Origin of the sequence: Pseudomonas antarctica (assembly GCF_001647715.1) — a bacterium.
Taxonomy (GTDB): Bacteria; Pseudomonadota; Gammaproteobacteria; order Pseudomonadales; family Pseudomonadaceae; genus Aquipseudomonas; species Aquipseudomonas antarctica_A.
The window spans coordinates 921,896-946,801 of the sequence record NZ_CP015600.1; the positions used below are offsets into that span (position 1 = coordinate 921,896).

Here is a 24,906-nt window from a genome sequence, read left to right on the forward strand (position 1 = left end):
AAAATAGGCCGCGAATCATGCCGATGACTTGATGGGTTGTCAAGGGCGGCTGATGCGAACTGCTGAGTGGTCGATCTGAAGAGGCGGGTGATTTATTTCCGGCGCTTGACCTGTAAACTCGCGAGCTTTGGCTCTGTGCTGTTGCAGGCGCGCAGTATCGCATAAGTGGGCGCTTTGTTCGCCTGCTCTTTATCTATAGGCGCAAACTCTTTCAATGAATCTGCTCAAATCGTTGGCTGCCGTGAGCTCTATCACCATGATTTCCCGGGTTTTGGGGTTCGTGCGTGACACCCTGCTGGCGCGCATTTTTGGCGCCAGCATGGCCACGGATGCATTCTTTATTGCCTTTAAACTGCCCAATCTGCTGCGGCGGATCTTCGCGGAGGGCGCTTTTTCTCAAGCTTTCGTGCCGATCCTGGCCGAGTACAAGACCCAGCAGGGTGAAGAGGCGACCCGCACGTTTATTGCCTATGTGTCGGGCCTGCTGACCCTGGTACTGATGTTGGTGACCATCGCCGGCATGCTGGCTGCACCCTGGGTGATCTGGGCCACGGCGCCTGGTTTTGCCAACACACCGGAAAAATTCGCGCTGACCACTGATCTGCTGCGGGTGACCTTCCCCTATATATTGCTGATTTCTCTGTCGTCCCTGGCTGGGGCGATCCTCAATACCTGGAACCGCTTCTCGGTGCCGGCCTTTGTGCCGACCCTGTTGAACGTCAGCATGATTATTTTCGCGCTGTTCCTCACGCCGTACTTCGACCCGCCGGTAATGGCTCTGGGCTGGGCGGTACTGGCGGGTGGCCTGGCGCAGTTGCTCTATCAACTGCCGCACCTGAAAAAGATCGGCATGCTCGTACTGCCGCGTCTTAACCTCAAGGACACCGGTGTGTGGCGCGTAATGCGCAATATGCTGCCGGCGATTCTGGGTGTGTCGGTCAGTCAGATCTCCCTGATCATCAACACCGCGTTTGCCTCGCTGCTGGTCTCCGGTTCGGTGTCGTGGATGTACTACGCCGATCGCCTGATGGAACTGCCGTCCGGTGTGCTTGGCGTGGCTCTGGGCACGATTTTGCTGCCAACCTTGTCGCGCACCTATGCCAGCAAGGACCGCCAGGAGTATTCACGCATCCTCGACTGGGGCCTGCGCCTGTGCTTCATGCTGGTGCTGCCATGTTCCCTGGCGTTGGGAATCCTGGCTGAGCCGCTGACTGTGTCGTTGTTCCAGTATGGCCAGTTCAGTGCGTTTGACGCGTCGATGACCCAGCGCGCGTTGGTCGCCTACTCCGTCGGTTTGCTCGGCATTATTGTGATCAAGGTGCTGGCCCCAGGCTTCTACGCACAGCAAAACATCCGCACTCCGGTCAAAATCGCGATTTTCACGCTGATCGTTACCCAGTTGCTCAATCTGGTGTTTATCGGCCCGTTGGCCCATGCCGGCCTGGCCCTGGCCATCAGCATCGGTGCCTGCATCAACGCCGGCCTGCTGTTTTATCAACTGCGCAAGCAGCAGATGTATCAGCCGCAGCCGGGCTGGGGGATGTTCGCCCTCAAGCTGCTGGTGGCCGTGGCGGCGATGTCGGCGGTATTGCTGGGCCTGATGCACTTCATGCCTGCCTGGGATCAAGGCCATATGCTGGAGCGCTTCATGCGCCTTGGCGTGTTGGTGGTCGCCGGTGTGGTGGTGTACTTCGGGATGTTGCTGCTGCAAGGCTTTCGCCTGCGGGATTTCAATCGCAAGTCGCTGGGATAGAGAGTTTGCCGCGATAAAACGGTTGTTTTATCGATTCGACCCCTTTGGCCTGTTCTGTTGCCTGTCGTCCGGGGCCGGGTGTGGTTATAATCGACCACTTTATGAGCAAGAAGCGCGTTATGCAGCTGGTTCGAGGTCTCCACAACCTGCGCCCCGAGCATCGGGGCTGCGTCGCCACTATTGGCAACTTTGACGGTGTTCACCGTGGCCACCAGGCTATCCTGGGCCGGCTGCGTGAACGTGCGGTTGAGTTGGGCGTGCCCAGCTGCGTGGTGATTTTTGAACCACAGCCGCGGGAATTCTTTACCCCCGAAACGGCGCCAGCACGTCTGGCCCGCCTGCGGGACAAGCTGCAACTGCTGGCTGAAGAGGGTGTGGACCGTGTCCTTTGCCTGGCCTTCAACCAGCGCTTGCAAAGCCTCAGCGCCGCCGAGTTCGTCGACCGTATTCTGGTGGATGGCCTGGGCGTACAGCACCTGGAGGTCGGCGACGACTTCCGTTTCGGTTGCGACCGCGTCGGGGATTTCGACTTCCTGCAGCACGCCGGCGTTAATCAAGGTTTTACCGTCGAAGCCGCGCAAACCGTCGAACTGGATGGCCTGCGCGTGAGCAGTACCCAGGTGCGTAACGCCCTGGCCGCTGCCGACTTCGCCTTGGCCGAGCGCTTGCTCGGTCGCCCGTTCCGCATTGCCGGGCGGGTCCTGCACGGCCAGAAGCTGGCGCGCCAACTGGGCACGCCAACCGCCAACGTGCAACTCAAGCGCCGTCGTGTGCCACTCACCGGGGTTTACCTGGTGAGTGTCGACATTGATGGTCAATCGTGGCCGGGAGTCGCCAACATAGGCGTCAGGCCCACGGTTGCAGGTGATGGCAAGGCCCACCTGGAAGTTCACCTTTTGGATTTTGCCGGTGATTTGTATGACCGGCGTTTGACGGTGGTTTTCCACCAGAAGCTGCGTGAAGAGCAGCGTTTCGCCTCCCTGGAGGCGTTGAAAACGGCGATCAATGCGGATGTCGCCGCCGCCCGTGCACTAGCCGCACCTAGCGCCCATCGCTAACCGAAGAGCCTTAAATGACCGACTATAAAGCCACGCTAAACCTTCCGGACACCGCCTTCCCAATGAAGGCCGGCCTGCCACAGCGCGAACCGCAGATCCTGCAGCGCTGGGACAGTATTGGCCTGTACGGAAAGTTGCGCGAAATTGGCAAGGATCGTCCGAAGTTCGTCCTGCACGACGGCCCTCCTTATGCCAACGGCACGATTCACATCGGTCATGCGCTGAATAAAATTCTCAAGGACATGATCCTGCGCTCGAAAACCCTGTCGGGTTTCGACGCGCCGTATGTTCCGGGCTGGGACTGCCACGGCCTGCCGATCGAACACAAAGTCGAAGTGACCTACGGCAAGAACCTGGGCGCGGATAAGACCCGCGAACTGTGCCGTGCCTACGCCACCGAGCAGATCGAAGGGCAGAAGTCCGAATTCATCCGCCTGGGCGTGTTGGGCGAGTGGGACAACCCGTACAAAACCATGAACTTCAAGAACGAGGCCGGTGAAATCCGCGCCTTGGCCGAAATCGTCAAGGGCGGTTTCGTGTTCAAGGGCCTCAAGCCCGTGAACTGGTGTTTCGACTGCGGTTCGGCCCTGGCCGAAGCGGAAGTCGAGTACGAAGACAAAAAGTCCTCGACCATCGACGTGGCCTTCCCGATCGCCGACGACGCCAAGCTGGCCGAGGCCTTTGGCCTGGCGAGCCTGAGCAAACCGGCTGCCATCGTGATCTGGACCACCACCCCGTGGACCATCCCGGCCAACCAGGCGCTGAACGTGCACCCGGAATTCACCTACGCCCTGGTGGATGTGGGTGATCGCCTGCTGGTGCTGGCCGAGGAAATGGTCGAGGCCTGCCTGGCTCGCTACGAGCTGCAAGGTTCGGTGATCGCCACCACCACCGGCACCGCGCTGGAACTGATCAACTTCCGTCACCCGTTCTACGACCGTCTGTCGCCGGTGTACCTGGCCGACTACGTTGAGCTGGGCTCGGGTACTGGCGTGGTTCACTGCTCGCCCGCCTATGGCGTGGACGACTTCGTGATCTGCAAGAAGTACGGCATGGTCAACGATGACATCATCAACCCGGTGCAAAGCAACGGCGTATACGCGCCTTCGCTGGAGTTCTTCGGCGGCCAGTTCATCTTCAAGGCCGACCAGCCGATCATCGACAAGCTGCGTGAAGTCGGTGCGCTGATGCAAACCGAAACCATCAAGCACAGCTACATGCACTGCTGGCGTCACAAGAGCCCGCTGATCTACCGCGCCACCGCGCAGTGGTTCATCGGTATGGACAAAGAGCCGGTCAGCGGCGACACCCTGCGTGTGCGCTCGCTCAAAGCCATCGAAGACACCCAGTTCGTCCCGGCCTGGGGCCAGGCGCGCCTGCACTCGATGATCGCCAACCGTCCGGACTGGTGCATCTCCCGCCAACGCAACTGGGGCGTGCCGATTCCGTTCTTCCTGAACAAGGAAAGCGGCGAACTGCACCCACGCACCGTCGAGCTGATGGAAGCCGTGGCCCTGCGCGTTGAACAGGAAGGCATCGAAGCCTGGTTCAAGCTGGATGCCGCTGAGTTGCTGGGCGACGAAGCGCCGCTGTACGACAAGATCAGCGACACCCTCGACGTGTGGTTCGACTCGGGTACCACTCACTGGCACGTGCTGCGTGGTTCGCACCCGATGGGCCACGAGACCGGCCCGCGGGCCGACCTGTACCTGGAAGGCTCGGACCAACACCGTGGCTGGTTCCACTCGTCGTTGCTGACCGGTTGCGCCATCGACAATCACGCGCCGTACCGCGAACTGCTGACCCATGGCTTCACCGTCGACGAGACGGGTCGCAAGATGTCCAAGTCGCTGAAGAACGTGATCGAGCCGAAAAAGATCAACGACACCCTGGGCGCCGACATCATGCGTCTGTGGGTGGCCTCGACCGATTACTCGGGCGAAATCGCCGTGTCGGACCAGATCCTGGCCCGTAGCGCCGATGCCTACCGCCGTATCCGTAATACCGCACGCTTCCTGCTGTCGAACCTGACCGGTTTCAACCCGGCCACCGACATCCTGCCGGCCGAGGAAATGCTCGCCCTGGACCGCTGGGCCGTGGACCGTACCCTGTTGCTGCAACGCGAGTTGCAGGAGCACTACGGTGAGTACCGTTTCTGGAACGTCTACTCGAAGATCCACAACTTCTGCGTGCAGGAGCTGGGTGGTTTCTACCTCGACATCATCAAGGACCGCCAGTACACCACCGGCGCCAACAGCAAGGCCCGCCGTTCGGCGCAGACCGCGCTGTATCACATCTCTGAAGCGCTGGTGCGCTGGATCGCACCGATCCTGGCCTTCACCGCCGACGAACTGTGGGAATACCTGCCGGGCGAGCGTAATGAGTCCGTGATGCTCAACACCTGGTACGAAGGCCTGACCGAACTGCCGGCCGACTTCGAACTGGGCCGCGAGTACTGGGAAGGCGTGATGGCCGTCAAAGTTGCGGTGAACAAGGAGCTGGAAGTTCAGCGTGCGGCCAAGGCCGTCGGTGGCAACCTGCAAGCCGAAGTCACCTTGTTTGCCGAGGAAGGCTTGACCGCCGACCTGTCCAAGCTGAGCAACGAACTGCGCTTCGTGCTGATCACCTCCACCGCCAGCCTGGCACCGTTTGCCCAGGCGCCAGCGGACGCAGTGGCGACTGAAGTGCCGGGCCTCAAGCTCAAAGTGGTCAAGTCGGCCTTCCCTAAGTGCGCCCGTTGCTGGCACTGCCGTGAAGACGTTGGCGTGAACCCTGAGCATCCGGAAATCTGCGGTCGCTGCGTCGATAACATTTCCGGTGATGGCGAGGTTCGCCACTATGCCTAACGCTTCCAGCCGTTTCGGACGTCTGGGCTGGCTCGTACTGAGCGTGCTGGTGCTGGTCATTGACCAGCTCAGCAAGGCTCACTTCGAAGGCGCCTTACAGATGTACCAGCAGATTGTGGTCATTCCTGATTACTTCAGCTGGACCCTGGCCTACAACACCGGCGCCGCCTTCAGCTTCCTCGCTGATGGCGGCGGCTGGCAGCGCTGGCTGTTCGCCCTGATCGCCGTGGTGGTCAGTGCGGTGCTGGTGGTCTGGCTCAAACGCCTGGGCCGTGATGACACCTGGCTGGCGATTGCCCTGGCGTTGGTGCTGGGCGGCGCGCTGGGCAACCTGTACGACCGCATTGCCCTGGGTCATGTGATCGACTTTATCCTGGTGCATTGGCAGAACCGCTGGTACTTCCCGGCGTTCAACTTTGCCGACAGCGCCATCACCGTCGGTGCAATCATGCTGGCGTTGGACATGTTCAAAAGTAAGAAAACCGGAGAGACCGTCAATGACTGATCAGGTATTGGCTGAGCAACGCATCGGCCAGAACACGGAAGTCACTTTGCATTTCGCATTGCGCCTGGAGAATGGCGACACGGTCGACAGTACGTTCGACAAAGCCCCGGCGACCTTCAAGGTCGGTGATGGCAACCTGCTTCCGGGTTTTGAAGCCGCTCTGTTCGGTTTCAAGGCCGGCGACAAGCGCACCCTGCAGATTTTGCCGGAAAACGCCTTTGGCCAGCCTAACCCGCAAAACGTACAGATCATCCCGCGTTCGCAGTTCCAGGACATGGACCTGTCGGAAGGTCTGTTGGTGATCTTCAACGACGCGGCGAATACCGAGCTGCCCGGTGTGGTGAAAACCTTCGATGACGCGCAAGTGACCATCGACTTCAACCACCCGTTGGCCGGTAAAACCTTGACGTTTGACGTCGAAATCATCGACGTTAAAGCGCTCTGATTGACTAAACCGGTTCCTGTGGGAGCTGGCTTGCCTGCGATAGCATCACCTCGGTGTACCTGATACACCGAGTCGTTTGTACCGCGGGCAGACCCGGCTTCCACAGAGGCTTACTCTTACAGAGTTGAGTTGATCCAATTTCTTGCCCTGCAAGACACGAGGCACAGCATGCAAATCAAACTCGCCAACCCCCGTGGCTTCTGCGCTGGTGTGGACCGGGCGATCGAAATCGTTAATCGCGCCCTGGAAGTCTTCGGGCCGCCGATTTACGTGCGCCATGAAGTCGTCCACAACAAATTCGTGGTCGAAGACCTGCGAGCACGCGGCGCTATCTTTGTCGAAGAACTCGACCAGGTGCCGGACGACGTTATTGTCATCTTCAGCGCCCACGGTGTGTCCCAGGCGGTACGTACCGAAGCGGCCGGCCGTGGCCTGAAAGTATTCGACGCCACCTGCCCGCTGGTGACCAAGGTGCACATCGAAGTCGCGCGTTACAGCCGTGACGGTCGTGAATGCATCCTGATTGGCCACGCTGGCCACCCGGAGGTCGAAGGCACCATGGGCCAGTACGACGCCAGCACTGGCGGCGCTATCTACCTCGTGGAAGATGAAAAAGACGTCGCCAACTTGCAGGTACAAAACCCCGAGCGGCTGGCCTTTGTGACGCAAACCACCTTGTCGATGGACGACACCAGCCGAGTGATCGATGCCCTGCGCACACGGTTCCCGGCCATCGGTGGTCCGCGTAAGGACGACATCTGCTACGCCACGCAAAACCGTCAAGACGCGGTCAAGCAACTGGCCGATGAATGTGATGTCGTGCTCGTGGTCGGCAGCCCTAACAGCTCCAACTCCAACCGCTTGCGCGAACTGGCTGAGCGCATGGCTACCCCGGCGTACTTGATCGACGGCGCTGAAGACATGCAGCGCAGCTGGTTCGACGGTGTTGAACGTATCGGCATCACTGCGGGTGCCTCGGCCCCTGAAGTCCTGGTGCGTGGCGTGATCCAGCAACTGCAGGCTTGGGGTGCCACCGGTGCCGATGAGTTGGCCGGTCGTGAAGAGAACATCACGTTCTCCATGCCCAAGGAGCTGCGAGTCCGCTCGTTGCTTTAAATGCCAGGTTGCCGGAATGATTTCGGCACAATGCCTGCTCGGTGGGTTCACTGCGCAGGCTGATGCGCCCGCTGGGGGCCAGCACCAGCTGAAACAGGCTTTGCGCCTGGTCCGCGTCGCATACATGCACAGTACCAGCGCGAAAGCCTCCTGCTGAAAACACCGGTTCGCCCAACCCGCTGAATCGCACCTGGCTCTTGACCGGCCCATTGCCTACGATCGGTATTTTCCCTCCGTCCTGACGTTCCAGCAGTACCGGGTTGTTGTCGTCCAGGACGCCGCGTCCGCTGACGTCCAGAATCACTCGCCATCCCAGGCTCCAGTTCTCATCCCTTGCATGAATCACCACCGCACGATTGCGGGTAATGGCCTCGGTGCGTGCATAACGCAACCCGGCTGCCAGGGCGTTGACAGCCGTTTGTCGTTGCTGCGATTCAAGAAACCCCCTGAAGCTGGGTACTGCGAGGTTTGTCAGGATGCCGCTCAGCACCAAGCCGAGCAGCAGTTCGATCAGCGTGAAGCCGTGTTGTCTCATAGGCCGTCCCTCCGTGGACGTGTTTAGTCTTTCAATTGATAGGCATAGGTATAGCCCCCGGCTCCTCGCGCTGAATGATGGCATTCATGTCCAAAGTATTTCCCTTTGTTCCGATAGCAGCGCCAGCCAAAAACCGGCGCTAGTCTTGGGCCGCACAGCAGCTGTTTTGCTGTTTTTTCAGCCTTCGACAGGGATGACGACGGTAATGCTTGTTCGCCCGAACACAAACGCTGCCCCCTTTTTGCGCAGGCACCAATCCGGCATGACGCTGATCGAGGTGCTGGTGGCGGTGCTGATTCTTGCGGTTGGCCTGCTCGGCGCCGCCGTGATCCAGCTCAATGCACTCAAGCACACCGACAGCTCCAGGATGATCAGCCAGGCCAGTTTCATTGCCTACGACATGCTGGACCGGGTCCGCGCCAACTCGGGCGCCGATTACTCATGGGGTCTGAGCGAAGGTGCACCCTCCAGTACAGTGACCTCCAGCGTACGCGACCTGGACCTGCATGATTTTGAAGCCAATATCATCGGGTTTGCCGGAGCGAGCGCAAAAGGTTCTGTCGTGGTCAGCGGCAGCGAGGTGACCGTTAGTATCAGTTGGGACGACGCCAGGGCAGCGAACAGCAGCGGCGCACGGGAAACGTTCATCCTCACCAGTCGCGCTGCCAGCGAGCCGGGGGTGGCGCAATGATTCGCTTGGCGCGGGGTTTCAGCTTGATGGAGCTGTTGCTGGCGCTGGCTGTCGGGTTGGTGCTGGTACTCGGGGTCAGTCAGGTCGTCATCAGCGCTCGATCCACCCACGCCAGCCAGCAGGCCGCCATGTTGCTGCAGGATGATGCACGGTTTGTGCTGGGCAAGATGATCCAGGATATTCGCCAGGCGGGCATGCTGGGCTGCCTGGCCACGGCCTATATCGATAACGCACCGCCAGCGTTTGATCGCCCCGTTGGCTGGAGTGCGGCGAGCAGCTCAAAGTCACTGACGCTGGTCACTGCCGATGCGACAGGTGACGGCGGCAAGCCTGACTGGACGATACTGTCCGATTGCACCGGCACAGCCCAAGCCTATGCGGGTAGCTCACCATTGCCTGCTCCCGGGCAGACTCGATTTGCGATACGCCAGCTCACCTACACCTTTGAGGCGGGGCAGCTGAAGGTCAGTACGCCGGCAGCGCCGGCCAGGATTGTGTTGGTGGATAACGTACAGGCGTTCGACATCAGTTTTGGTGTAGCGGCCAAACCCGGCTCGACTCAAGTCGTGCGCTATGACGCCAGCCCGGCTGATGAATCGCTGATACGCAGTGTGCGCATTCAAATGACGCTTCGAGACCCGACCGGGCGAGTGAAGGATCAGGCTTACAGCGTCGTGGCGGCGCTGCGTAATCGGGTGGGGTAGGGCGATTATGTTGAGTTATCGCGGCTTTTATCGGCGGCAGACGGGCATGGTTCTAATGATCAGCCTGGTATTTCTATTGGTCTTGTCACTGATCGGCCTGGCCTCGATGCAAGGGGCCATGTCCCAGCAAAAGATCGCCAGCGGCGTCTGGCATCGAAATCAATCATTTCAAAGCGCTGAAAGCGGCTTGCGGCTGGGTGAGTCGGTCGTCCGGCACACAGGTGCGATGCTGCCGTTGTGCCGGTCGATCAGCCGCTGTGTACCGCCGCAGGAGTCGTTTTCGGTGGTGGGCGCCGGGGAAAATCCTGTTTCAGCAGTCAGTTGGGTAGCCTTGAAGGGCGGGGTGTATGGCATTCAATCGCTGGGGGTGGGCGCAGGGCTGGTGGGTCTACCGCCTGAAACAGTCGCCGCTTTGTACCGAGTGACGGCGGTTGGGCTCAGCGGGCAATCGCGCACGGTTCTGGAGACGGTATATGCACGGGTAAACCAAGGAGGAGGCCCAGGATTTCGTCGGGTTTTATGGCGGCAACTTCAATAAGGAGCGTATCAATGGGCAAGGATTGCCAAGGTTTCACCCTGATCGAGTTACTGATCGCTGTAGCGATCATCGCGTTTCTGGCCGGTATCGCTTACCCCGGGTATACCGGCCATGTAAAAAAAGCCTATCGCGCAGAAGTCGTTGCGTTGTTGGCCGAGCAAGTCCACTACCTGGAACGCTTTTACACGCGTAACGGTACTTTTCTTGATGCAGGCAACGTCAGTGCGGGCAATGATCACTATAGAATCAGCGCTGCATTAAACCCTCAGGCATTCAGTCTGGTGGCCACGCCTGCCGTCGGCTCAATGATGGCGGGAGACCCTTGCGGTGCATTCAGCCTGACCAGCTCCGGTGTGCGCAGCAATCCGGGTGCGGCACCTGAAATGTCGCGCAAGGCGTGCTGGGGGCAATAATGAGAGTGCTGGATGATTGGGCGCCGGGTGCGCTTTTCCCTTTTTATCGGCTGGATCAAATGATGGCTAAGCAACAGAAAGTGGTGATTGTCGGGGGTGGAGTAATCGGGTTGTTGACGGCCTTCAACCTGGCCACCCAAGGGCGGGCAGTCGTGCTGCTGGAGCGCTCCGGGCTTGGCCAGGAGTCTTCCTGGGCGGGCGGCGGCATCGTTTCACCGCTTTATCCATGGCGCTACAGCCCGGCAGTCACCGCTCTGGCCCACTGGTCCCAGGATTTTTATCCACAACTGGCGCAGCGCTTATTCGCCGCTACGGGTGTTGATCCAGAGGTTCACACCACGGGCTTGTACTGGCTGGACCTGGAGGATGAAGCCGAAGCACTGGCCTGGGCTGCCCGAGAAGGCCGGCCGCTGAGCAAAGTGGATGTGTCTGCCGCCCATGATGCTGTGCCGGTGCTCGGTGGTGGTTACTCCCAGGCGGTCTACATGGCGGATGTGGCCAATGTGCGCAACCCGCGCCTGGTCAAATCCCTCAAGGCGGCGTTATTGGCGCTACCCGGCGTGACCGTTCATGAGCAGTGCGAAGTGCACGGGTTTGTTCTTGAAGGTGACGACGTAGTGGGTGTGAATACGGCCGCCGGGCAGATTCTTGGCGATCAGGTGGTGCTGGCCGCCGGTGCCTGGAGCGGGGAGTTGCTGGGCAAGTTGGGCTTGTCGCTACCCGTGGAGCCGGTCAAGGGGCAAATGATTTTGTACAAATGTGCGTCGGATTTCTTGTCGAGCATGGTCCTGGCCAAAGGACGCTACGCAATACCGCGGCGTGATGGGCACATTCTGATCGGCAGTACGTTGGAGCATGAGGGGTTCGATAAAACCCCGACCGAGTCTGCGCTGGAAAGCCTCAAGGCTTCGGCTGTGGAATTGATTCCCGCGTTGGCGGACGCCGAGGTCGTGGGTCACTGGGCCGGTTTGCGTCCCGGGTCGCCGGAAGGTATCCCTTACATCGGCGAGGTTCCGGGTTTCAAAGGGCTATGGCTCAATTGCGGGCATTACCGCAATGGGCTGGTACTCGCGCCAGCCTCCTGCCAGTTGTTCGCGGACCTGCTGCTGGGGCGCGCACCGATCATTGATCCGGCGCCTTATGCGCCAGCAGGTCGGATCAACGCTGGATAGACTTTGGCCCTTGTTCCAGGTGCGCTTGGGTGCAGTACCACGCTTGGCGTGAACTGAGCGCGCGATCCTGCGGCAGATGCACGCCGCAGTGGGCACAGCGCACCATCAAGGCGGCGTCAGGCTCGGCGGAGCGTTGCTGTTTAGCCGCCGGGCTTTTGAATTTGCGCCAGAACCATACCGCGGCAGCAATGACGGCAATCCAGAACAGTAGACGAACCATGATGTGCAGTTTCTCGACAGGGAATGCGCCAGTTTAGCCAAGCGCATGGCAAGCGCACAGCGCAATAATGCTTGCCCACAAAAAAGGGAGCCCAATGGGCTCCCTTTTTGTATCGCGTCGACCTGTCAGTCGAAGACGCCGAAGGTCATGTAGCTGAACCACGAACGATCTTCGTTGTTGCCAAGGGCCTGTGGCGCTTCTTCTTCGATCACGTCGCCGTTTGCGTCATGCGGCTTGAGGTCCGAAGGAATAGCTTCCTTGGCATCCTGGAACTGCTTCATCACGTCCTGGTTGGCGCGGGTTTCGCCCGGCGGCAACGGTGGACGGGACTCGATGAGGCCCAGGGTGTACTTGCTCAGCCACGAACGGTTGTCCACTTCGGCAACCTGAGGCACGAACTGACCGTCCTTGAGGCTTGGGTGGTCCGGGTAGTTGAGCTTCAGGGTTTCCAGGCTGGTGGCCGCCAGGGCGTCCAGGTGCAGGCGCTGGTAAGCCTCGGTCATCACGGCCAGGCCGTCACCCACGGATGGGGTTTCCTGGAAGTTCTCCACTACATAGCGGCCACGGTTGGCGGCAGCTACATACGCCTGACGGGTCAGGTAGTAATGGGCAACGTGAATTTCGTAGGAGGCCAGCAGGTTGCGCAGGTAGATCATGCGCTGCTTGGCGTCCGGCGCGTAGCGGCTGTTGGGGAAGCGGCTGGTCAGCTGGGCGAACTCGTTGTAGGAGTCGCGGGCAGCACCCGGGTCACGCTTGGTCATGTCCAGCGGCAGGAAGCGCGCCAGCAGGCCAACGTCCTGGTCGAACGAGGTCAGGCCCTTCATGTAGTAGGCGTAGTCCACGTTCGGGTGCTGCGGGTGCAGACGGATAAAACGCTCGGCAGCAGACTTGGCAGCCTCCGGCTCGGCGTTCTTGTAGTTGGCGTAGATCAGCTCAAGCTGGGCCTGGTCGGCATAGCGCCCGAACGGATAGCGCGACTCCAGGGCCTTCAGCTTGGCTGTGGCGCTGGTGTAGCTATTATTGTCCAAGTCTTTTTGAGCTAATTGATACAGCTCGACTTCGCTCAGGTTTTCGTCGACGACTTCCTTTGTTGACGAGCAAGCAGCAGTCATGGCGAGGATGGCGATCAGCAGCAGGTGTTTCACTTGCATGGCGGCTTGCGTCCCTATGACGGCCGCTGTCTTGGGCGGGGCCGTCCTGTTATGATGAGCGCCCCGTTGAAAGCATCGGGGCAAAAGACGCCGTATTTAACCACAAGCGCGCAGCCGAAACCAAAGGCTGTGCCACGCCTAGTCTGAGCATGTCCGATAAAATTGAACTTCGCGCAGAGGTGCCGTCCGAATTGGGCGGCCAACGCCTCGATCAAGTCGCCGCACAATTATTCGCTGAGCACTCGCGCTCGCGCCTTTCCGCCTGGATCAAAGACGGCCGCCTGACTGTGGATGGAGCGGTTATCCGCCCGCGAGACATAGTCCATGGCGGTGCGATTCTTGAGCTGACTGCCGAGCAGGAAGCCCAGGGAGAATGGGTCGCTCAGGACATCGAGCTGGACATCGTCTATGAAGATGACGACATCCTGGTCATCAACAAACCTGCAGGCCTGGTGGTTCACCCGGCAGCCGGGCACGCTGATGGCACCTTGCTCAATGCCTTGTTGCACCACGTGCCGGACATCATCAATGTCCCGCGCTGCGGCATCGTGCACCGCCTGGATAAGGACACCACCGGCTTGATGGTGGTGGCCAAGACTATCCAGGCCCAGACGCAGCTGGTCACACAATTGCAGAGCCGCAGCGTCAGCCGAATCTACGAGTGCATCGTGATCGGCGTGGTGGTGGCGGGTGGCAAGATCAACGCCCCCATCGGCCGTCACGGCCAGCAGCGCCAGCGTATGGCGGTGATGGAAGGTGGCAAGCAGGCCGTCAGCCACTACCGTGTGCTGGAGCGTTTCCGGTCCCACACTCACGTGCGGGTCAAGCTGGAAACCGGTCGTACGCACCAGATTCGCGTGCACATGGCGCACATTAATTTCCCGTTGGTCGGAGATCCGGCCTACGGTGGTCGCTTCCGTATTCCGCCGGCGGCCAGTGTGACCATGGTTGAATCGCTGAAATCCTTCCCGCGCCAGGCCTTGCACGCACGCTTCCTGGAGCTGGATCATCCGACGAGTGGTAAGCGGATGAGCTGGGAATCGCCTCTGCCGGACGATCTGGTCTGGTTGTTGTCGCTGCTCAAGCAGGATCGTGAGGCGTTTATCGGATGAGTGACTGGCTGATTCCTGACTGGCCTGCGCCGGCTCAGGTTAAAGCCTGCGTCACTACCCGTGCGGGCGGCGTCAGCTTGGCGCCGTTCGACAGCCTTAATCTGGGTGATCATGTCGAGGACAGCCTTGAGGCTGTTCTTGAAAACCGTCGCCGTCTTACCGACGCATTCCACATTCAGCCTGCCTGGCTGCGCCAAGTCCACGGGATAGCCGTGGTTGAGGCTGACCCATCGCGCATCGCAGAGGCCGATGGCAGTTGGACCAGCACGCCGGGTATCGCCTGCACATCCATGACCGCCGATTGTTTGCCCGTGTTGTTCTGCAACCGAGCCGGCACGCGTGTGGCCGCCGCTCATGCGGGTTGGCGTGGCTTGGCGGCGGGTGTGCTCGAAGCCGCCTTCGAAAGCCTGGCGGCTGAACCCGGCGAAGTGTTGGTCTGGCTGGGCCCTGCCATCGGCCCGCAGGCCTTTGAAGTCGGCCCGGAAGTGCGTGAAGCTTTTATGCAGCAACTGCCGGTCACTGCCGAAGCCTTTGTTCCAAGCCACAATCCCGGCAAGTACATGGCTGACATCTACCAACTGGCGCGCCTGCGCCTGGCCGCACGCGGTGTCACGGCTGTGTATGGCGGCGGTTTTTGCACCGTGACCGACCCCCGCTTCTTTTCTTACCGGCGCAGCCCTCGCACCGGTCGGTTTGCCTCCCTGATCTGGCTTGAGCGCTAGACTCTCCTGATCCGGGTCATTGCTGATCCATATCAAACATTGCTCGCTTGAATCCGCCAGAATCCACCCCATCTATAAGGGTATCTGGCAGGTTTCTTCATTCAGGATGTGTTTACAGCTCCGGCCTGCTCAAAAGGAAGGTGACTAATGCGTATTGATCGTTTAACCAGCAAATTGCAGTTGGCCTTATCGGATTCCCAATCCTTGGCGGTGGGCCTCGACCACCCGGCCATCGAGCCTGCGCACTTGATGCAGGCGCTCCTTGAACAGCAAGGTGGTTCTATCAAGCCCTTGCTGATGCAGGTGGGCTTTGACATCAACAGCCTGCGCAAGGAGTTGAGCAAAGAGCTCGACCAACTGCCGAAAATCCAAAATCCTACCGGCGACGTGAACATGTCGCAGGACTTGGCGCGCCTGCTCAACCAGGCTGATCGCCTGGCCCAGCAGAAAGGTGATCAGTTCATCTCCAGCGAACTGGTGCTGCTCGCCGCAATGGACGACAACAGTAAGCTCGGCAAATTGTTGCTGGGGCAGGGCGTGAGCAAGAAAGCCCTGGAAAACGCCATCAATAATCTGCGTGGCGGCGAGGCAGTCAATGACCCCAATCATGAAGAGTCGCGCCAGGCTCTGGACAAATACACCGTCGACCTGACCAAGCGCGCCGAAGAAGGCAAGCTTGACCCGGTGATCGGCCGTGACGACGAAATTCGGCGCACCATCCAGGTGCTGCAACGTCGTACCAAGAACAACCCGGTGCTGATCGGCGAACCTGGTGTGGGTAAAACCGCGATTGCTGAGGGCCTGGCCCAGCGCATCATTAATGGTGAGGTGCCGGACGGCCTGAAAGGCAAGCGCCTGCTGTCCCTGGACATGGGATCGTTGATCGCCGGCGCCAAGTTCCGTGGCGAGTTCGAAGAGCGCCTGAAATCCTTGCTGAACGAGCTGTCGAAGCAGGAAGGGCAGATCATTCTCTTTATCGACGAACTGCACACCATGGTCGGCGCCGGTAAAGGCGAAGGTTCAATGGACGCCGGTAACATGCTCAAGCCGGCCTTGGCGCGGGGCGAGTTGCACTGCGTTGGCGCAACCACGCTCAACGAGTACCGCCAATACATTGAGAAGGACGCGGCACTTGAGCGTCGCTTCCAGAAAGTGCTGGTGGAAGAACCGAGCGAAGAAGACACCATCGCCATCCTGCGTGGCCTCAAAGAACGCTATGAGGTTCACCATAAGGTGGCGATTACTGACGGCGCGATCATTGCGGCGGCCAAGTTGAGCCATCGCTATATCACTGATCGCCAGTTACCGGACAAGGCTATCGACCTCATCGACGAAGCGGCCAGCCGTATTCGCATGGAGATTGACTCCAAGCCGGAAGTGCTCGACCGCCTTGATCGTCGCCTGATTCAACTGAAAGTCGAATCCCAGGCGCTTAAGAAGGAAGAGGACGAGGCAGCGAAAAAACGCCTGGAGAAACTTCAGGAAGAAATCGTCCGTCTGGAGCGCGAGTATTCGGATCTCGAGGAAATCTGGACCTCGGAAAAAGCCGAAGTGCAGGGTTCTGCGCAGATCCAGCAAAAGATCGAGCAGTCCCGTCAGGAGCTGGAAGCCGCACGCCGTAAAGGCGACCTGAACCGCATGGCCGAATTGCAGTACGGGGTGATCCCGGATCTGGAACGCAGCCTGCAGATGGTCGACCAGCATGGCAAGAGCGAGAACCAGTTGCTGCGCAGCAAGGTGACCGAGGAAGAAATTGCCGAAGTGGTCTCCAAGTGGACCGGCATTCCCGTGTCGAAAATGCTTGAAGGCGAGCGCGACAAGTTACTGAAGATGGAAAGCCTGTTGCACCAGCGCGTCATCGGGCAGGAAGAGGCGGTGGTAGCGGTGTCCAACGCGGTGCGACGTTCCCGTGCCGGCTTGTCCGACCCGAACCGTCCGAGCGGCTCGTTCATGTTCCTCGGCCCGACCGGCGTGGGTAAGACCGAGCTGTGCAAAGCCTTGGCCGAGTTTCTCTTCGATACTGAAGAGGCCATGGTGCGGATCGATATGTCCGAGTTCATGGAGAAACATTCGGTGGCTCGCCTGATAGGCGCACCACCAGGCTACGTGGGCTACGAGGAGGGCGGTTACCTGACCGAGGCTGTGCGGCGCAAGCCTTACTCGGTGATCCTGCTGGACGAGGTCGAGAAGGCCCACCCGGATGTGTTCAACATCCTCTTGCAGGTGTTGGAAGATGGCCGTCTGACGGACAGTCACGGGCGTACCGTGGACTTCCGCAATACGGTGATCGTGATGACCTCCAACCTGGGCTCGGCGCAGATCCAGGAATTGGTGGGGGATCGTGAAGGCCAGCGTGCGGCCGTGATGGATGCGCTGACCTCGCACTTCCGTCCGGAATTTATCAACCGCGTGGATGAAGTGGTGATCTTCGAGCCTCTGGCGCGGGATCAGATCGCGGGCATCACCGAGATCCAGTTGGGTCGTCTGCGTAGTCGCCTGGCCGAGCGTGAGCTTGACCTGGAACTGAGCAGCGAGGCGTTGGACAAGCTGATCGCGGTCGGTTACGACCCGGTGTATGGCGCACGGCCACTTAAACGTGCGATCCAGCGCTGGATCGAAAACCCACTGGCACAGTTGATCCTCTCGGGCAGCTTCATGCCAGGCACCCGCGTGACGGCCACGGTGGAAAACGACGAAATCGTCTTCCACTAAGCCCGGCCTGTAGGGTTATTAGAGACGGCCTCGCATTGCGGGGCCTTTTTTTTCGATAGGGCGTTGAACTGTAAGGCAAAGGCTTGTAAAGTGCGCCCCGCAGCAACGTCAGCCCACGGGTTTCTTCTCCCCAAGGAGAAATCAGAAAGAAGCGCAAATCATTGTCTTAAAAGCAATTTAAAGGGTTGACAGGGGTTTTTAAGATTGTAGAATAGCGCGCCTCAGAGACATGAACGTAGCGATACGGACAAGCCGAAGAGAAGGTTACAAAGTAGTAAAAGTTGTAAATTTGAAATATGTAGTTCCGTGATAGCTCAGTCGGTAGAGCAAATGACTGTTAATCATTGGGTCCCAGGTTCGAGTCCTGGTCACGGAGCCAATTTCAAAACCGGGGTATAGCGCAGTCCGGTAGCGCGCCTGCTTTGGGAGCAGGATGTCAGGAGTTCGAATCCCCTTACCCCGACCATTTTTGGGTCGTTAGCTCAGTTGGTAGAGCAGTTGGCTTTTAACCAATTGGTCGTAGGTTCGAATCCCACACGACCCACCATTTTTGAGACCAGTTAACGCTGGAATCGAATCTTAAGATCAGAGGCCAAAAGCGCTGATCGAAGAAGGCGACTGAAAGGTCGCCTTTTTTTCCGGGGTATAGCGCAGTCCGGTAGCGCGCCTGCTTTGGGAGCAGGATGTCAGGAGTTCGAATCCCCTTACCCCGACCATATTAAAAATCCTCGTATCGAAAGATACGGGGATTTTTTTTGTCTGCTGAAAAGCTAAGGCAGCACGCAAAAAAATGTGGGAGCGGGCTTGCCTGCGATGGCGTCTTATCAGCTTGTATATCTTGTGCTGATCTACTGCCATCGCGGGCAAGCCCGCTCCCACACTGCTGCGTGTTATTAGTGCAATTTGAGCCTAGGCTCAGTCCCGCGCCCAATCTTGCTGCCCAGCATCAGCATCGCGGTGCGGAAAAAACCGTACAGCGCGACCTGGTGCATGCGGTACAGCGACACATAGAACATCCGCGCCAGCCAACCTTCGAGCATCACACTGCCGGTCAGGTTGCCCATCAAGTTACCCACAGCCGAGAATCTCGACAGCGAGATCAGCGAGCCGTAGTCGGTGTACTTGTAGGACGGCAGGTCCTTGCCGTCGATCCGCAATTTCAGCGATTTGGCCAGCAATGACGCCTGCTGGTGAGCCGCCTGAGCGCGTGGTGGCACATTACGGTCGGTGCCCGTTTGTGGGCAGGCAGCGCAGTCCCCAAAGGCGAAGATGTTTTCGTCGCGGGTGGTCTGCAGCGTCGGCAACACCTGCAATTGGTTGATGCGATTGGTTTCCAGCCCATCAATGTCCTTGAGGAAGGCCGGGGCGCGAATGCCGGCAGCCCACACCTTCAGGCTGGCAGGAATGACCTGGCCGCTGCTGGTGATCAAGGCATCGGCCGTCACTTCGCTGACCGCCGAGTTGGTCAATACCGTCACCCCGAGTTTCTCCAGGGTTTTATGCACAGGGCCGCCAATCCGCTCGGGCAGCGCAGGCAATACCCGCGGGCCGGCTTCGATGAGGGTGATGTGCATGTTTTCCGGTTTGATCCGGTCCAGGCCATAGGCCGCCAGTTCGTGAGCGGCATTGTGCAGTTCAGCGGCGAGCTCAACGCCCGTTGCCCCGGCGCCAACGATAGCTACGCTGATTTTTTCTTCCACATCGGTCTGGCCGGCGTGGGCGCGCAGATAGTGGTTGAGCAACTGCTGGTGGAACCGCTCGGCCTGTTTGCGGGTGTCGAGGAACAGGCAGTGCTGCGCTGCGCCCTCGGTGCCGAAATCGTTGGTGGTGCTACCGACCGCGATCACCAGGCTGTCATAGCCCAGTACGCGCGCGGGCACCAACTCACGGCCTTCTTCATCAAGGGTGGCGGCCAGCTGGATTTTCTTCTGTTCACGGTCAAGGCCGCTCATGCGCCCCAGCTGGAACTCGAAGTGGTTCCATTTGGCCTGGGCGACATAATTGAGTTCGTCTTCCGAAGAGTTCAGCGAACCGGCAGCCACCTCGTGCAGCAGGGGCTTCCAGATATGGGTCAGGTTAGTGTCCACCAGCGTGACGCTGGCGGTGCCGCGCTTGCCCAGAGTCTTACCCAGGCGGGTAGCCAACTCCAGGCCGCCGGCGCCGCCGCCGACGATAATAATACGATGGGTCATGGGGATATCTCGCAAGGCTAAAAGAAATCGGAGCAGTTACCCTCGCGAGCGCCAGGCAGCTCATAGCGTCAGGTAACTCAAAAGGCGGCTCAGCAGACCAAGGCCGATCACCGCCACCAGCACCACACCAAGGAGCAGCCAAGGCCGGAAAGGCTTGCGCTCGACTCGGTTTTGGGAGAGTTGCAGGTACTCTTCGACATGCTGTTGGTCATCGGGGTTCAGGCGGCTGGTCATAAAGGCCTCGTCAGGTAGACGTTGCAAAAGGGCGCCACGTTACAGTCAGGGGATTGGCGGTCTCGCCACAAGCGTAGCCTGTGCCCGCGTCACAGGCTGATGCCTACGTCGAATACTATGCTGCGCCCCAGGTTGTTGCGCAAGAAGTCCGGTGCGTCCGGGTGGGCGAACAGCACGCGGGCAAAGGTGGGGCCTACCAGTGACAGCGAGCGCCAACCCTGGCGCAGGTATTCGGTGGGCGGCGGGAAATGGCTGTTGAGGTCCAGCACTTCACGTTTGAGGCTGGTGAAGGCAATGAGATCCAGCTCGCCCAGGTCCATCCCGCGTTCCTTATAGTTATGGGCTTTTTTGCGCAGCGTCGGCGCCAGGCGCAGCAAGAACTCATGGGCGGGGATGCGACGCGGCTTGGCCTCGCGACGCACCAGTTGGCTCAGGGAAAACGCACTGCGTCGGCGCAGCAACTCATCGCGCCATTCGTCGTTCAGGCGGCGGCCCTCATCCAGCACGAAAAACACCTCGAAGCTGGCGTCGCGAAACAACACGTCAGGCGGCTCTTGCCCCGCGGGGTGAAATTCCTCGGCGCGGTAGGGCACATTCAAGCCTTGCAGCAGGCGCTGGCAGACCCAACGCTCACGCTCCCATTTGCGGGCATTGGACAGGAACGCGTTGGCTTGTTCGGCCGCTACGGTGAGCAGGCGCAGATAATCTGAGTCATCCATATTTGCAGCTTAGCGTTCAAATGATGACCACAGGAAGTCTTGCTTTAAAACGGCGGTGTAGACTGGCTACTCGACCGTTATGCCGAGCAGGGAGAGTGTGCTGTGAAGTTTTTTGCGGTGTTGTTGCTAAGTCTGTTGCCCGTTTTGGCCCAGGCCGCCGAACTGCATGAGGCACTGGAGCAGGTGAAGCCGTGATCAGCGCCGCCGTACTGGCGCCGGAAACCCTTGGCATCGGCTGGCTTTTGTACGCGCCGCTGGTGATGTGGGCGATTTTGCGATCGCCGTGGGTTGAGCTGTTTGCAGACCGCAGGCGCCAGCATCTGCTGTTTGGGACGGTGTTCGCGTTGTTCATGTTGTGGCTGGTGCGCCGGGATTTCGATACCGGTGTTTCCTACCACTTTATCGGCATGACCGCCGTGACCCTGCTACTCGACTGGCCTTTGGCAATCGTTGGTGGGTTAGCGGCTCAGTTGGGGTTGGTGTTGCTGGGGCGCCAGGACTTGGCCGCCGTGGGTATTAACGGCCTATTGTTGATCGTGTTGCCGGTGCTGGTCACGGAAGGCTGTGCATGGCTGGTAGAACGCGCGCAGCCACGCAACCCCTTCGTCTATATCTTCTGCTCCGGCTTTTTTGCCGCCGCGCTGTCGGCACTGCTCTGCCTGTTGGCCGCATTGGGTCTGCTGTGGTTCGACGGCCGTTTTGCAATGCCGGAATGGCTGGAAGACTTCGTCGGTTACCTGTGGCTGATCATTTTCCCCGAAGCGTTTATCAACGGCATGGTCATTAGTGCCCTGGTGGTGTTTTGCCCTGAGTGGCTGGAGACATTCAATCGCACGCGCTACCTCTCGGCACCGTGGAAGGACGACGATTCGCGGCGTTGACCCAGATCAAATCCCATGCAGGCGCACAGGCTCATTCTTTGCAAAATTTCCGGGAGCAACGATCATGAGTGTGTACGAGTGGGCACGGCAGGAATTGCGCAGAAGCCAGGACGCAGCACAGGAAGTCGGTTTTGACCCCGGCTTGACCCTACGCGCCATGCTCAGCGCCGTGGTGCAGCAGAGCAAGGGCGTACGCAGTTTTGAAGACTTGGCCGACGAGCTGCAATACCTTGCAGAGAATCTCGACGACCAGCAGGAATATGCCTTTATGCGGCCTTAATGGCGCAGCGGCAGATCTTCGGAGAACAGTTCGTCCTCTGCATCCGGGCTGACCGGAATCTTGTGTTCTTCCGACGCCCAGGCACCGAGGTCGATAAGTTTGCAACGGTCCGAGCAGAACGGCCGGTTGGGGTTGGTCGCTGTCCATTCTACGGGGGCACCGCAGGTTGGGCATTCGACGGTCAGGGGTTGGCTCATGATCGGCCTCCACGCAAAGTAAGGTAAAAGTGGTGCAGTCGCTCGACCTCGCTGTGCAGCCAGGCGAGGTCCTGGTCATTGACCAGCACGTCATCGGCATGGTTCAGGCGGTCTTCGCGGCTGGACTGGGCCTTGAGGATCGCCTGCACCTGATGTTCGCTGATGCCGTCGCGCTGCAGGGTACGCTGAATCTGCAGTGATTGCGGCACGTCTATCACCAGGATGCGCTGGGTCATGCTGTACTGGCCGGACTCGATCAGCAGCGGCGACACCAGAATCGCGTAAGGCGAACGCGCGCGCGCCAGATGGCTGCGAATCTCCTCGCCAATCAACGGGTGCAGCAAGGCTTCCAGCCAGCGGCGCTCCTCAGGTGATTCAAAGATCAGCTTACGCAACGCGGCGCGGTCGAGTTGGCCGTCGGGCAGAAGCACGCCGGCACCGAAATGCTCGGCGATCCGCGCCAGTGCCGGCCGGCCGGGCTCGACCACCCAGCGTGCGGCATGGTCGGCGTCGACCGAATCAATGCCCAGGTCGATAAAGTGCTGGGCGGCTGCGCTTTTGCCGCTGCCGATACCGCCAGTAAGGCCAAGAATCCAGGGTGTTGCGACAGAAGTGGTCATCTGAAACCGACAGACTGCAAATAGAAGTCGGTTATTTGACCACCCCAGAGCAATGCAATCCAGCCGGCAATTGCCAGGCACGGGCCAAACGGCATCGGTATCGAAGCCTGGGACCTGCGCAAGCGCATCAGGATCAAGCCGGCGAGCACGCCTAGCAGCGATGAGATCAGTAGCGTCATCGGCAGAATCTGCCAACCACCCCAGGCACCGAGCAGGGCCAATAACTTGAAGTCGCCATAGCCCATGCCGTCCTTGCCGGTGATCAGCTTGAACAGCCAGAACACCGTCCACAGGCTCATATAGCCTATGACTGCGCCCCACAGCGCATTGGGCAGCGTCGTCAACACGTCGAAGCTATTGAGGATCAGCCCGAGCCATAGCAGCGGCAACACCAGAACGTCCGGCAACAGTTGATGATCCACGTCGATCAGGCTCATGGCCAGCAACCCCCAGCTCAACACCATCACCGCGCCAGCTTGCCAACCGAAACCAAAATGCCAGGCAACCAGAGCTGAGCCCAGCGCGCAGGCCAGTTCGGTGATGGGGTAGCGGCTACTGATAGGTTCACGACAATGGGCGCAACGGCCCCTGAGTATCAGGTAGCTGAGCAGCGGGATATTTTCCCAGGCACGAATCGGCTGGTCGCAATGCGGGCAGCAGGAGTTGGGGTGTATCAGGTTGTAAGTGGGGTTCGCGCGATCGGCAGGCAAGCCCAGCACTTCCTGGGCTTGGGCACGCCATTCGCGCTCGAGCATCTTTGGCAGACGCCACACCAGCACGTTGATGAAGCTGCCGACGATCAGGCCCAGAGCGAGCGCCATCCCGATAAAGACCCATGATTGTTCGCTGGGCAGCAGGCTCAAAATGCCGACCCCAGCTGGAAGACCGGCAGGTACATGGCGATCACCAATGCACCGACAATGCCCCCCAATATCACCATGATGAGCGGCTCCATCAGGCTGGTGAGGTTGTCGACCAGATTCTCCACGTCGGCCTCAAAATGCTGGGCAACTTTTTCCAGCATGCGGTCCAGGGTGCCCGATTCTTCACCGATCGCTGTCATCTGGATCGCCATGCCGGGGAACAGGCCGCTATGCGCCATGGAGTGATTCAACTGCATGCCTGTGGATACGTCTTGACGCATCTGTTCGATCGCCTTTTTGAACAAACCATTGCCTGTCGCACCCGCCACGGAGTCCAGGGCCTGCACCAACGGCACGCCCGCTGCAAAAGTCGTTGAAAGTGTACGGGCGTAGCGGGCAACGGCGGATTTTCTCAGCAGTGTGCCTGCCAGGGGCACCTTCAACAAACCGCTATCGAGGCCGTGACGAAAACCGGGGGAAGCCCGATAAGCCTGGCGCAGCCCGGCAATGGTAGCGCCCAGGCCCAGCGCGACCATCCACCAGGCGTGTTGCAGGAATTCGGACAGGGCAATGACCTTCAAGGTAAAGCCTGGCAGCTCGCCGTCGACCCCGCTAAAAAGGCTCTGAAACTGCGGTACCACGTGGATGAGCAGGATTGCACTGACCACGCAGGCGACCACGATGACTGCGCAGGGGTAGGTCATGGCCTTTTTGATTCGCGCCTTGAGCTGCTGGCTTTTTTCCAGGTGTACCGCCACCCGCTCCAGCAAGGTTTCCAGGGCACCGGCCTGTTCGCCCGCAGCGATCAGGTTGCAATACAGTTCATCGAAGTAGCGCGGTTGTTTGCGCAGTGCTGCCGCCAGGTTGTTCCCGGCGGCGATCTCCTGTTTCAAGCCCTTTATCAGCTCGCGCATCTGTCGGTGTTCGAAGCCTTCGCTGATGATGTCGAAGGCTTGCAGCAGCGGTATGCCGGCCTTCAGCAATGTCGCCAGTTGGCGGGTGAACAGGGCAATATCTGCCGGTTTTACTGGCGGCGCAAAGCTTGGCAGGTGCGAGGTTTTTTTGCGCACGCGGCCGGGGCAGATTCCTTGCTGGCGCAGTTGCGCCTTGATCAGCGCAAGGTTATGGCCTGCGGTTTGCCCTGAGACCCTGCGCCCTTTGCGGTTGATGCCTTCCCAGGCGTAGATCGTTGCAGCTTCATTCATGTCATGTGTCCGCACACCGGTA

The 24,906-nt window shown here is 59.6% G+C and carries 26 protein-coding genes and 4 tRNA genes; 20 read left to right on the forward strand and 10 right to left on the reverse strand.

The genetic code is table 11. The features are described 5' to 3' along the window. Window positions 1–214: 214 nt before the first annotated feature. The 6 genes from murJ (at window position 215) to ispH (ending at window position 7,723) form a co-directional block, all read left to right on the forward strand. Window positions 215–1,753 carry a murein biosynthesis integral membrane protein MurJ gene (gene murJ / locus A7J50_RS03890; protein ID WP_064450634.1) on the forward strand — a complete coding sequence of 513 codons (1,539 nt, stop codon included), beginning with the start codon at window positions 215–217 and terminating at the stop codon, window positions 1,751–1,753. A gap of 119 nt (window positions 1,754–1,872) precedes the next feature. Further along, complete coding sequence (gene ribF, locus A7J50_RS03895; RefSeq protein WP_064450635.1) at window positions 1,873–2,811, forward strand: bifunctional riboflavin kinase/FAD synthetase; 939 nt, start codon at window positions 1,873–1,875, stop codon at window positions 2,809–2,811. A 14-nt stretch (window positions 2,812–2,825) separates the two neighbouring features. Beyond that, a complete protein-coding gene (ileS, locus tag A7J50_RS03900) occupies window positions 2,826–5,657 on the forward strand; it encodes an isoleucine--tRNA ligase (protein WP_064450636.1) in 2,832 nt (943 codons plus the stop codon). Beyond that, on the forward strand, window positions 5,650–6,162 hold the full coding sequence (lspA, locus tag A7J50_RS03905) for a signal peptidase II (protein ID WP_064450637.1): 513 nt from the start codon (window positions 5,650–5,652) through the stop codon (window positions 6,160–6,162). Before ileS ends, lspA begins: the two co-directional genes overlap by 8 nt. Before the next feature lie 7 nt (window positions 6,163–6,169). Further along, window positions 6,170–6,607, forward strand: a complete 438-nt coding sequence (gene fkpB, locus A7J50_RS03910; protein WP_010213263.1) for an FKBP-type peptidyl-prolyl cis-trans isomerase — start codon at window positions 6,170–6,172, stop codon at window positions 6,605–6,607. A gap of 168 nt (window positions 6,608–6,775) precedes the next feature. Further along, the gene (gene ispH, locus A7J50_RS03915) at window positions 6,776–7,723 is read left to right on the forward strand and encodes a 4-hydroxy-3-methylbut-2-enyl diphosphate reductase (protein ID WP_064450638.1); all 948 of its coding nucleotides are present in this window, start codon (window positions 6,776–6,778) and stop codon (window positions 7,721–7,723) included. On the opposite strand, the gene A7J50_RS03920 is transcribed toward ispH, so the two are convergent. Next, the gene (locus A7J50_RS03920; RefSeq protein ID WP_064450639.1) at window positions 7,677–8,258 is read right to left on the reverse strand and encodes a GspH/FimT family pseudopilin; all 582 of its coding nucleotides are present in this window, start codon (window positions 8,256–8,258) and stop codon (window positions 7,677–7,679) included. The genes ispH and A7J50_RS03920 overlap by 47 nt on opposite strands. A 205-nt stretch (window positions 8,259–8,463) precedes the next feature. Here A7J50_RS03920 and pilV point away from each other — a divergent pair, with 205 nt between their 5' ends. From pilV to thiO, 5 genes are all read left to right on the forward strand, one after another. After that, window positions 8,464–8,949: a type IV pilus modification protein PilV gene (pilV, locus tag A7J50_RS03925; protein WP_064450640.1), complete on the forward strand. Its 486-nt coding sequence runs from the start codon at window positions 8,464–8,466 to the stop codon at window positions 8,947–8,949. Further along, window positions 8,946–9,653, forward strand: a complete 708-nt coding sequence (locus A7J50_RS03930; RefSeq protein ID WP_064450641.1) for a PilW family protein — start codon at window positions 8,946–8,948, stop codon at window positions 9,651–9,653. The genes pilV and A7J50_RS03930 overlap by 4 nt, the downstream gene beginning before the upstream one ends. A gap of 7 nt (window positions 9,654–9,660) precedes the next feature. Beyond that, window positions 9,661–10,191 (forward strand): pilus assembly PilX family protein, encoded by a 531-nt coding sequence (locus A7J50_RS03935; protein WP_064450642.1) that lies wholly within the window; start codon window positions 9,661–9,663, stop codon window positions 10,189–10,191. A gap of 11 nt (window positions 10,192–10,202) precedes the next feature. Beyond that, window positions 10,203–10,604: a type IV pilin protein gene (locus A7J50_RS03940; protein ID WP_064450643.1), complete on the forward strand. Its 402-nt coding sequence runs from the start codon at window positions 10,203–10,205 to the stop codon at window positions 10,602–10,604. A 62-nt stretch (window positions 10,605–10,666) separates the two neighbouring features. Continuing rightward, on the forward strand, window positions 10,667–11,776 hold the full coding sequence (gene thiO / locus A7J50_RS03945) for a glycine oxidase ThiO (protein ID WP_064454851.1): 1,110 nt from the start codon (window positions 10,667–10,669) through the stop codon (window positions 11,774–11,776). Here thiO and A7J50_RS03950 read toward each other — a convergent pair. Both A7J50_RS03950 and A7J50_RS03955 read right to left on the reverse strand, forming a co-directional pair. Next, entirely contained in the window at window positions 11,763–11,996 is a 234-nt protein-coding gene (locus A7J50_RS03950; protein ID WP_064450644.1) for a PP0621 family protein, read from the reverse strand. The genes thiO and A7J50_RS03950 overlap by 14 nt on opposite strands. Before the next feature lie 125 nt (window positions 11,997–12,121). Continuing rightward, complete coding sequence (locus A7J50_RS03955; protein WP_064450645.1) at window positions 12,122–13,147, reverse strand: outer membrane protein assembly factor BamD; 1,026 nt, start codon at window positions 13,145–13,147, stop codon at window positions 12,122–12,124. A 149-nt stretch (window positions 13,148–13,296) separates the two neighbouring features. Between A7J50_RS03955 and rluD the strand changes: the two genes are divergently transcribed. From rluD to A7J50_RS03990, 7 genes are all read left to right on the forward strand, one after another. Further along, window positions 13,297–14,259: a 23S rRNA pseudouridine(1911/1915/1917) synthase RluD gene (gene rluD, locus A7J50_RS03960; RefSeq protein WP_053254302.1), complete on the forward strand. Its 963-nt coding sequence runs from the start codon at window positions 13,297–13,299 to the stop codon at window positions 14,257–14,259. Then, a complete protein-coding gene (pgeF, locus tag A7J50_RS03965; protein WP_064450646.1) occupies window positions 14,256–14,981 on the forward strand; it encodes a peptidoglycan editing factor PgeF in 726 nt (241 codons plus the stop codon). The genes rluD and pgeF overlap by 4 nt, the downstream gene beginning before the upstream one ends. Window positions 14,982–15,128: 147 nt before the next feature. Further along, a complete protein-coding gene (gene clpB / locus A7J50_RS03970) occupies window positions 15,129–17,693 on the forward strand; it encodes an ATP-dependent chaperone ClpB (RefSeq protein ID WP_053254304.1) in 2,565 nt (854 codons plus the stop codon). Window positions 17,694–17,996: 303 nt separating this feature from the next. After that, window positions 17,997–18,072: transfer RNA gene (locus A7J50_RS03975), tRNA-Asn, on the forward strand. A 10-nt stretch (window positions 18,073–18,082) separates the two neighbouring features. Then, window positions 18,083–18,159: transfer RNA gene (locus tag A7J50_RS03980), tRNA-Pro, on the forward strand. A 5-nt stretch (window positions 18,160–18,164) separates the two neighbouring features. Beyond that, a tRNA-Lys gene (locus A7J50_RS03985) sits at window positions 18,165–18,240 on the forward strand. A 92-nt stretch (window positions 18,241–18,332) separates the two neighbouring features. Beyond that, a tRNA-Pro gene (locus A7J50_RS03990) sits at window positions 18,333–18,409 on the forward strand. A 177-nt stretch (window positions 18,410–18,586) separates the two neighbouring features. On the opposite strand, the gene A7J50_RS03995 is transcribed toward A7J50_RS03990, so the two are convergent. The 3 genes from A7J50_RS03995 to A7J50_RS04005 all read right to left on the reverse strand — a co-directional run bounded on the left by A7J50_RS03995 (window position 18,587) and on the right by A7J50_RS04005 (window position 20,838). Further along, complete coding sequence (locus A7J50_RS03995; RefSeq protein ID WP_064450647.1) at window positions 18,587–19,885, reverse strand: NAD(P)/FAD-dependent oxidoreductase; 1,299 nt, start codon at window positions 19,883–19,885, stop codon at window positions 18,587–18,589. A 60-nt stretch (window positions 19,886–19,945) separates the two neighbouring features. After that, window positions 19,946–20,119: a DUF3094 family protein gene (locus A7J50_RS04000; RefSeq protein WP_064450648.1), complete on the reverse strand. Its 174-nt coding sequence runs from the start codon at window positions 20,117–20,119 to the stop codon at window positions 19,946–19,948. An 89-nt stretch (window positions 20,120–20,208) separates the two neighbouring features. After that, window positions 20,209–20,838 (reverse strand): DUF1780 domain-containing protein, encoded by a 630-nt coding sequence (locus A7J50_RS04005; RefSeq protein ID WP_053254334.1) that lies wholly within the window; start codon window positions 20,836–20,838, stop codon window positions 20,209–20,211. A gap of 191 nt (window positions 20,839–21,029) precedes the next feature. Between A7J50_RS04005 and A7J50_RS04010 the strand changes: the two genes are divergently transcribed. Continuing rightward, window positions 21,030–21,719, forward strand: a complete 690-nt coding sequence (locus tag A7J50_RS04010; RefSeq protein ID WP_064450649.1) for an energy-coupling factor ABC transporter permease — start codon at window positions 21,030–21,032, stop codon at window positions 21,717–21,719. Window positions 21,720–21,783: 64 nt separating this feature from the next. Then, window positions 21,784–21,999 carry a hypothetical protein gene (locus A7J50_RS04015; RefSeq protein ID WP_064450650.1) on the forward strand — a complete coding sequence of 72 codons (216 nt, stop codon included), beginning with the start codon at window positions 21,784–21,786 and terminating at the stop codon, window positions 21,997–21,999. Here the strand turns inward: A7J50_RS04015 and yacG are convergent. The 4 genes from yacG to A7J50_RS04035 are packed head-to-tail and all read right to left on the reverse strand — an operon-like array spanning window position 21,996 to window position 24,884. Further along, the gene (gene yacG, locus A7J50_RS04020) at window positions 21,996–22,196 is read right to left on the reverse strand and encodes a DNA gyrase inhibitor YacG (protein WP_064450651.1); all 201 of its coding nucleotides are present in this window, start codon (window positions 22,194–22,196) and stop codon (window positions 21,996–21,998) included. The two genes, A7J50_RS04015 and yacG, sit on opposite strands and share 4 nt — an antisense overlap. Further along, the gene (gene coaE / locus A7J50_RS04025) at window positions 22,193–22,816 is read right to left on the reverse strand and encodes a dephospho-CoA kinase (protein ID WP_064450652.1); all 624 of its coding nucleotides are present in this window, start codon (window positions 22,814–22,816) and stop codon (window positions 22,193–22,195) included. The genes yacG and coaE overlap by 4 nt, the downstream gene beginning before the upstream one ends. Next, a complete protein-coding gene (locus tag A7J50_RS04030) occupies window positions 22,813–23,679 on the reverse strand; it encodes a prepilin peptidase (protein WP_064450653.1) in 867 nt (288 codons plus the stop codon). The genes coaE and A7J50_RS04030 overlap by 4 nt, the downstream gene beginning before the upstream one ends. Further along, a complete protein-coding gene (locus A7J50_RS04035; protein WP_064450654.1) occupies window positions 23,676–24,884 on the reverse strand; it encodes a type II secretion system F family protein in 1,209 nt (402 codons plus the stop codon). Before A7J50_RS04035 ends, A7J50_RS04030 begins: the two co-directional genes overlap by 4 nt. Between the last annotated feature and the right edge of the window lie 22 nt (window positions 24,885–24,906).

Bases quoted from the DNA above. Each gene is read 5' to 3' on its own strand.
- murJ (WP_064450634.1), top strand. From the start codon at position 215: ATGAATCTGCTCAAATCGTTGGCTGCCGTGAGCTCTATCACCATGATT.
- ribF (WP_064450635.1), top strand. From the start codon at position 1,873: ATGCAGCTGGTTCGAGGTCTCCACAACCTGCGCCCCGAGCATCGGGGC.
- ileS (WP_064450636.1), top strand. From the start codon at position 2,826: ATGACCGACTATAAAGCCACGCTAAACCTTCCGGACACCGCCTTCCCA.
- lspA (WP_064450637.1), top strand. From the start codon at position 5,650: ATGCCTAACGCTTCCAGCCGTTTCGGACGTCTGGGCTGGCTCGTACTG.
- ispH (WP_064450638.1), top strand. From the start codon at position 6,776: ATGCAAATCAAACTCGCCAACCCCCGTGGCTTCTGCGCTGGTGTGGAC.
- A7J50_RS03920 (WP_064450639.1), bottom strand. From the start codon at position 8,258: ATGAGACAACACGGCTTCACGCTGATCGAACTGCTGCTCGGCTTGGTG.
- pilV (WP_064450640.1), top strand. From the start codon at position 8,464: ATGCTTGTTCGCCCGAACACAAACGCTGCCCCCTTTTTGCGCAGGCAC.
- A7J50_RS03930 (WP_064450641.1), top strand. From the start codon at position 8,946: ATGATTCGCTTGGCGCGGGGTTTCAGCTTGATGGAGCTGTTGCTGGCG.
- A7J50_RS03935 (WP_064450642.1), top strand. From the start codon at position 9,661: ATGTTGAGTTATCGCGGCTTTTATCGGCGGCAGACGGGCATGGTTCTA.
- A7J50_RS03940 (WP_064450643.1), top strand. From the start codon at position 10,203: ATGGGCAAGGATTGCCAAGGTTTCACCCTGATCGAGTTACTGATCGCT.
- thiO (WP_064454851.1), top strand. From the start codon at position 10,667: ATGGCTAAGCAACAGAAAGTGGTGATTGTCGGGGGTGGAGTAATCGGG.
- A7J50_RS03950 (WP_064450644.1), bottom strand. From the start codon at position 11,996: ATGGTTCGTCTACTGTTCTGGATTGCCGTCATTGCTGCCGCGGTATGG.
- A7J50_RS03955 (WP_064450645.1), bottom strand. From the start codon at position 13,147: ATGCAAGTGAAACACCTGCTGCTGATCGCCATCCTCGCCATGACTGCT.
- rluD (WP_053254302.1), top strand. From the start codon at position 13,297: ATGTCCGATAAAATTGAACTTCGCGCAGAGGTGCCGTCCGAATTGGGC.
- pgeF (WP_064450646.1), top strand. From the start codon at position 14,256: ATGAGTGACTGGCTGATTCCTGACTGGCCTGCGCCGGCTCAGGTTAAA.
- clpB (WP_053254304.1), top strand. From the start codon at position 15,129: ATGCGTATTGATCGTTTAACCAGCAAATTGCAGTTGGCCTTATCGGAT.
- A7J50_RS03995 (WP_064450647.1), bottom strand. From the start codon at position 19,885: ATGACCCATCGTATTATTATCGTCGGCGGCGGCGCCGGCGGCCTGGAG.
- A7J50_RS04000 (WP_064450648.1), bottom strand. From the start codon at position 20,119: ATGACCAGCCGCCTGAACCCCGATGACCAACAGCATGTCGAAGAGTAC.
- A7J50_RS04005 (WP_053254334.1), bottom strand. From the start codon at position 20,838: ATGGATGACTCAGATTATCTGCGCCTGCTCACCGTAGCGGCCGAACAA.
- A7J50_RS04015 (WP_064450650.1), top strand. From the start codon at position 21,784: ATGAGTGTGTACGAGTGGGCACGGCAGGAATTGCGCAGAAGCCAGGAC.
- yacG (WP_064450651.1), bottom strand. From the start codon at position 22,196: ATGAGCCAACCCCTGACCGTCGAATGCCCAACCTGCGGTGCCCCCGTA.
- coaE (WP_064450652.1), bottom strand. From the start codon at position 22,816: ATGACCACTTCTGTCGCAACACCCTGGATTCTTGGCCTTACTGGCGGT.
- A7J50_RS04035 (WP_064450654.1), bottom strand. From the start codon at position 24,884: ATGAATGAAGCTGCAACGATCTACGCCTGGGAAGGCATCAACCGCAAA.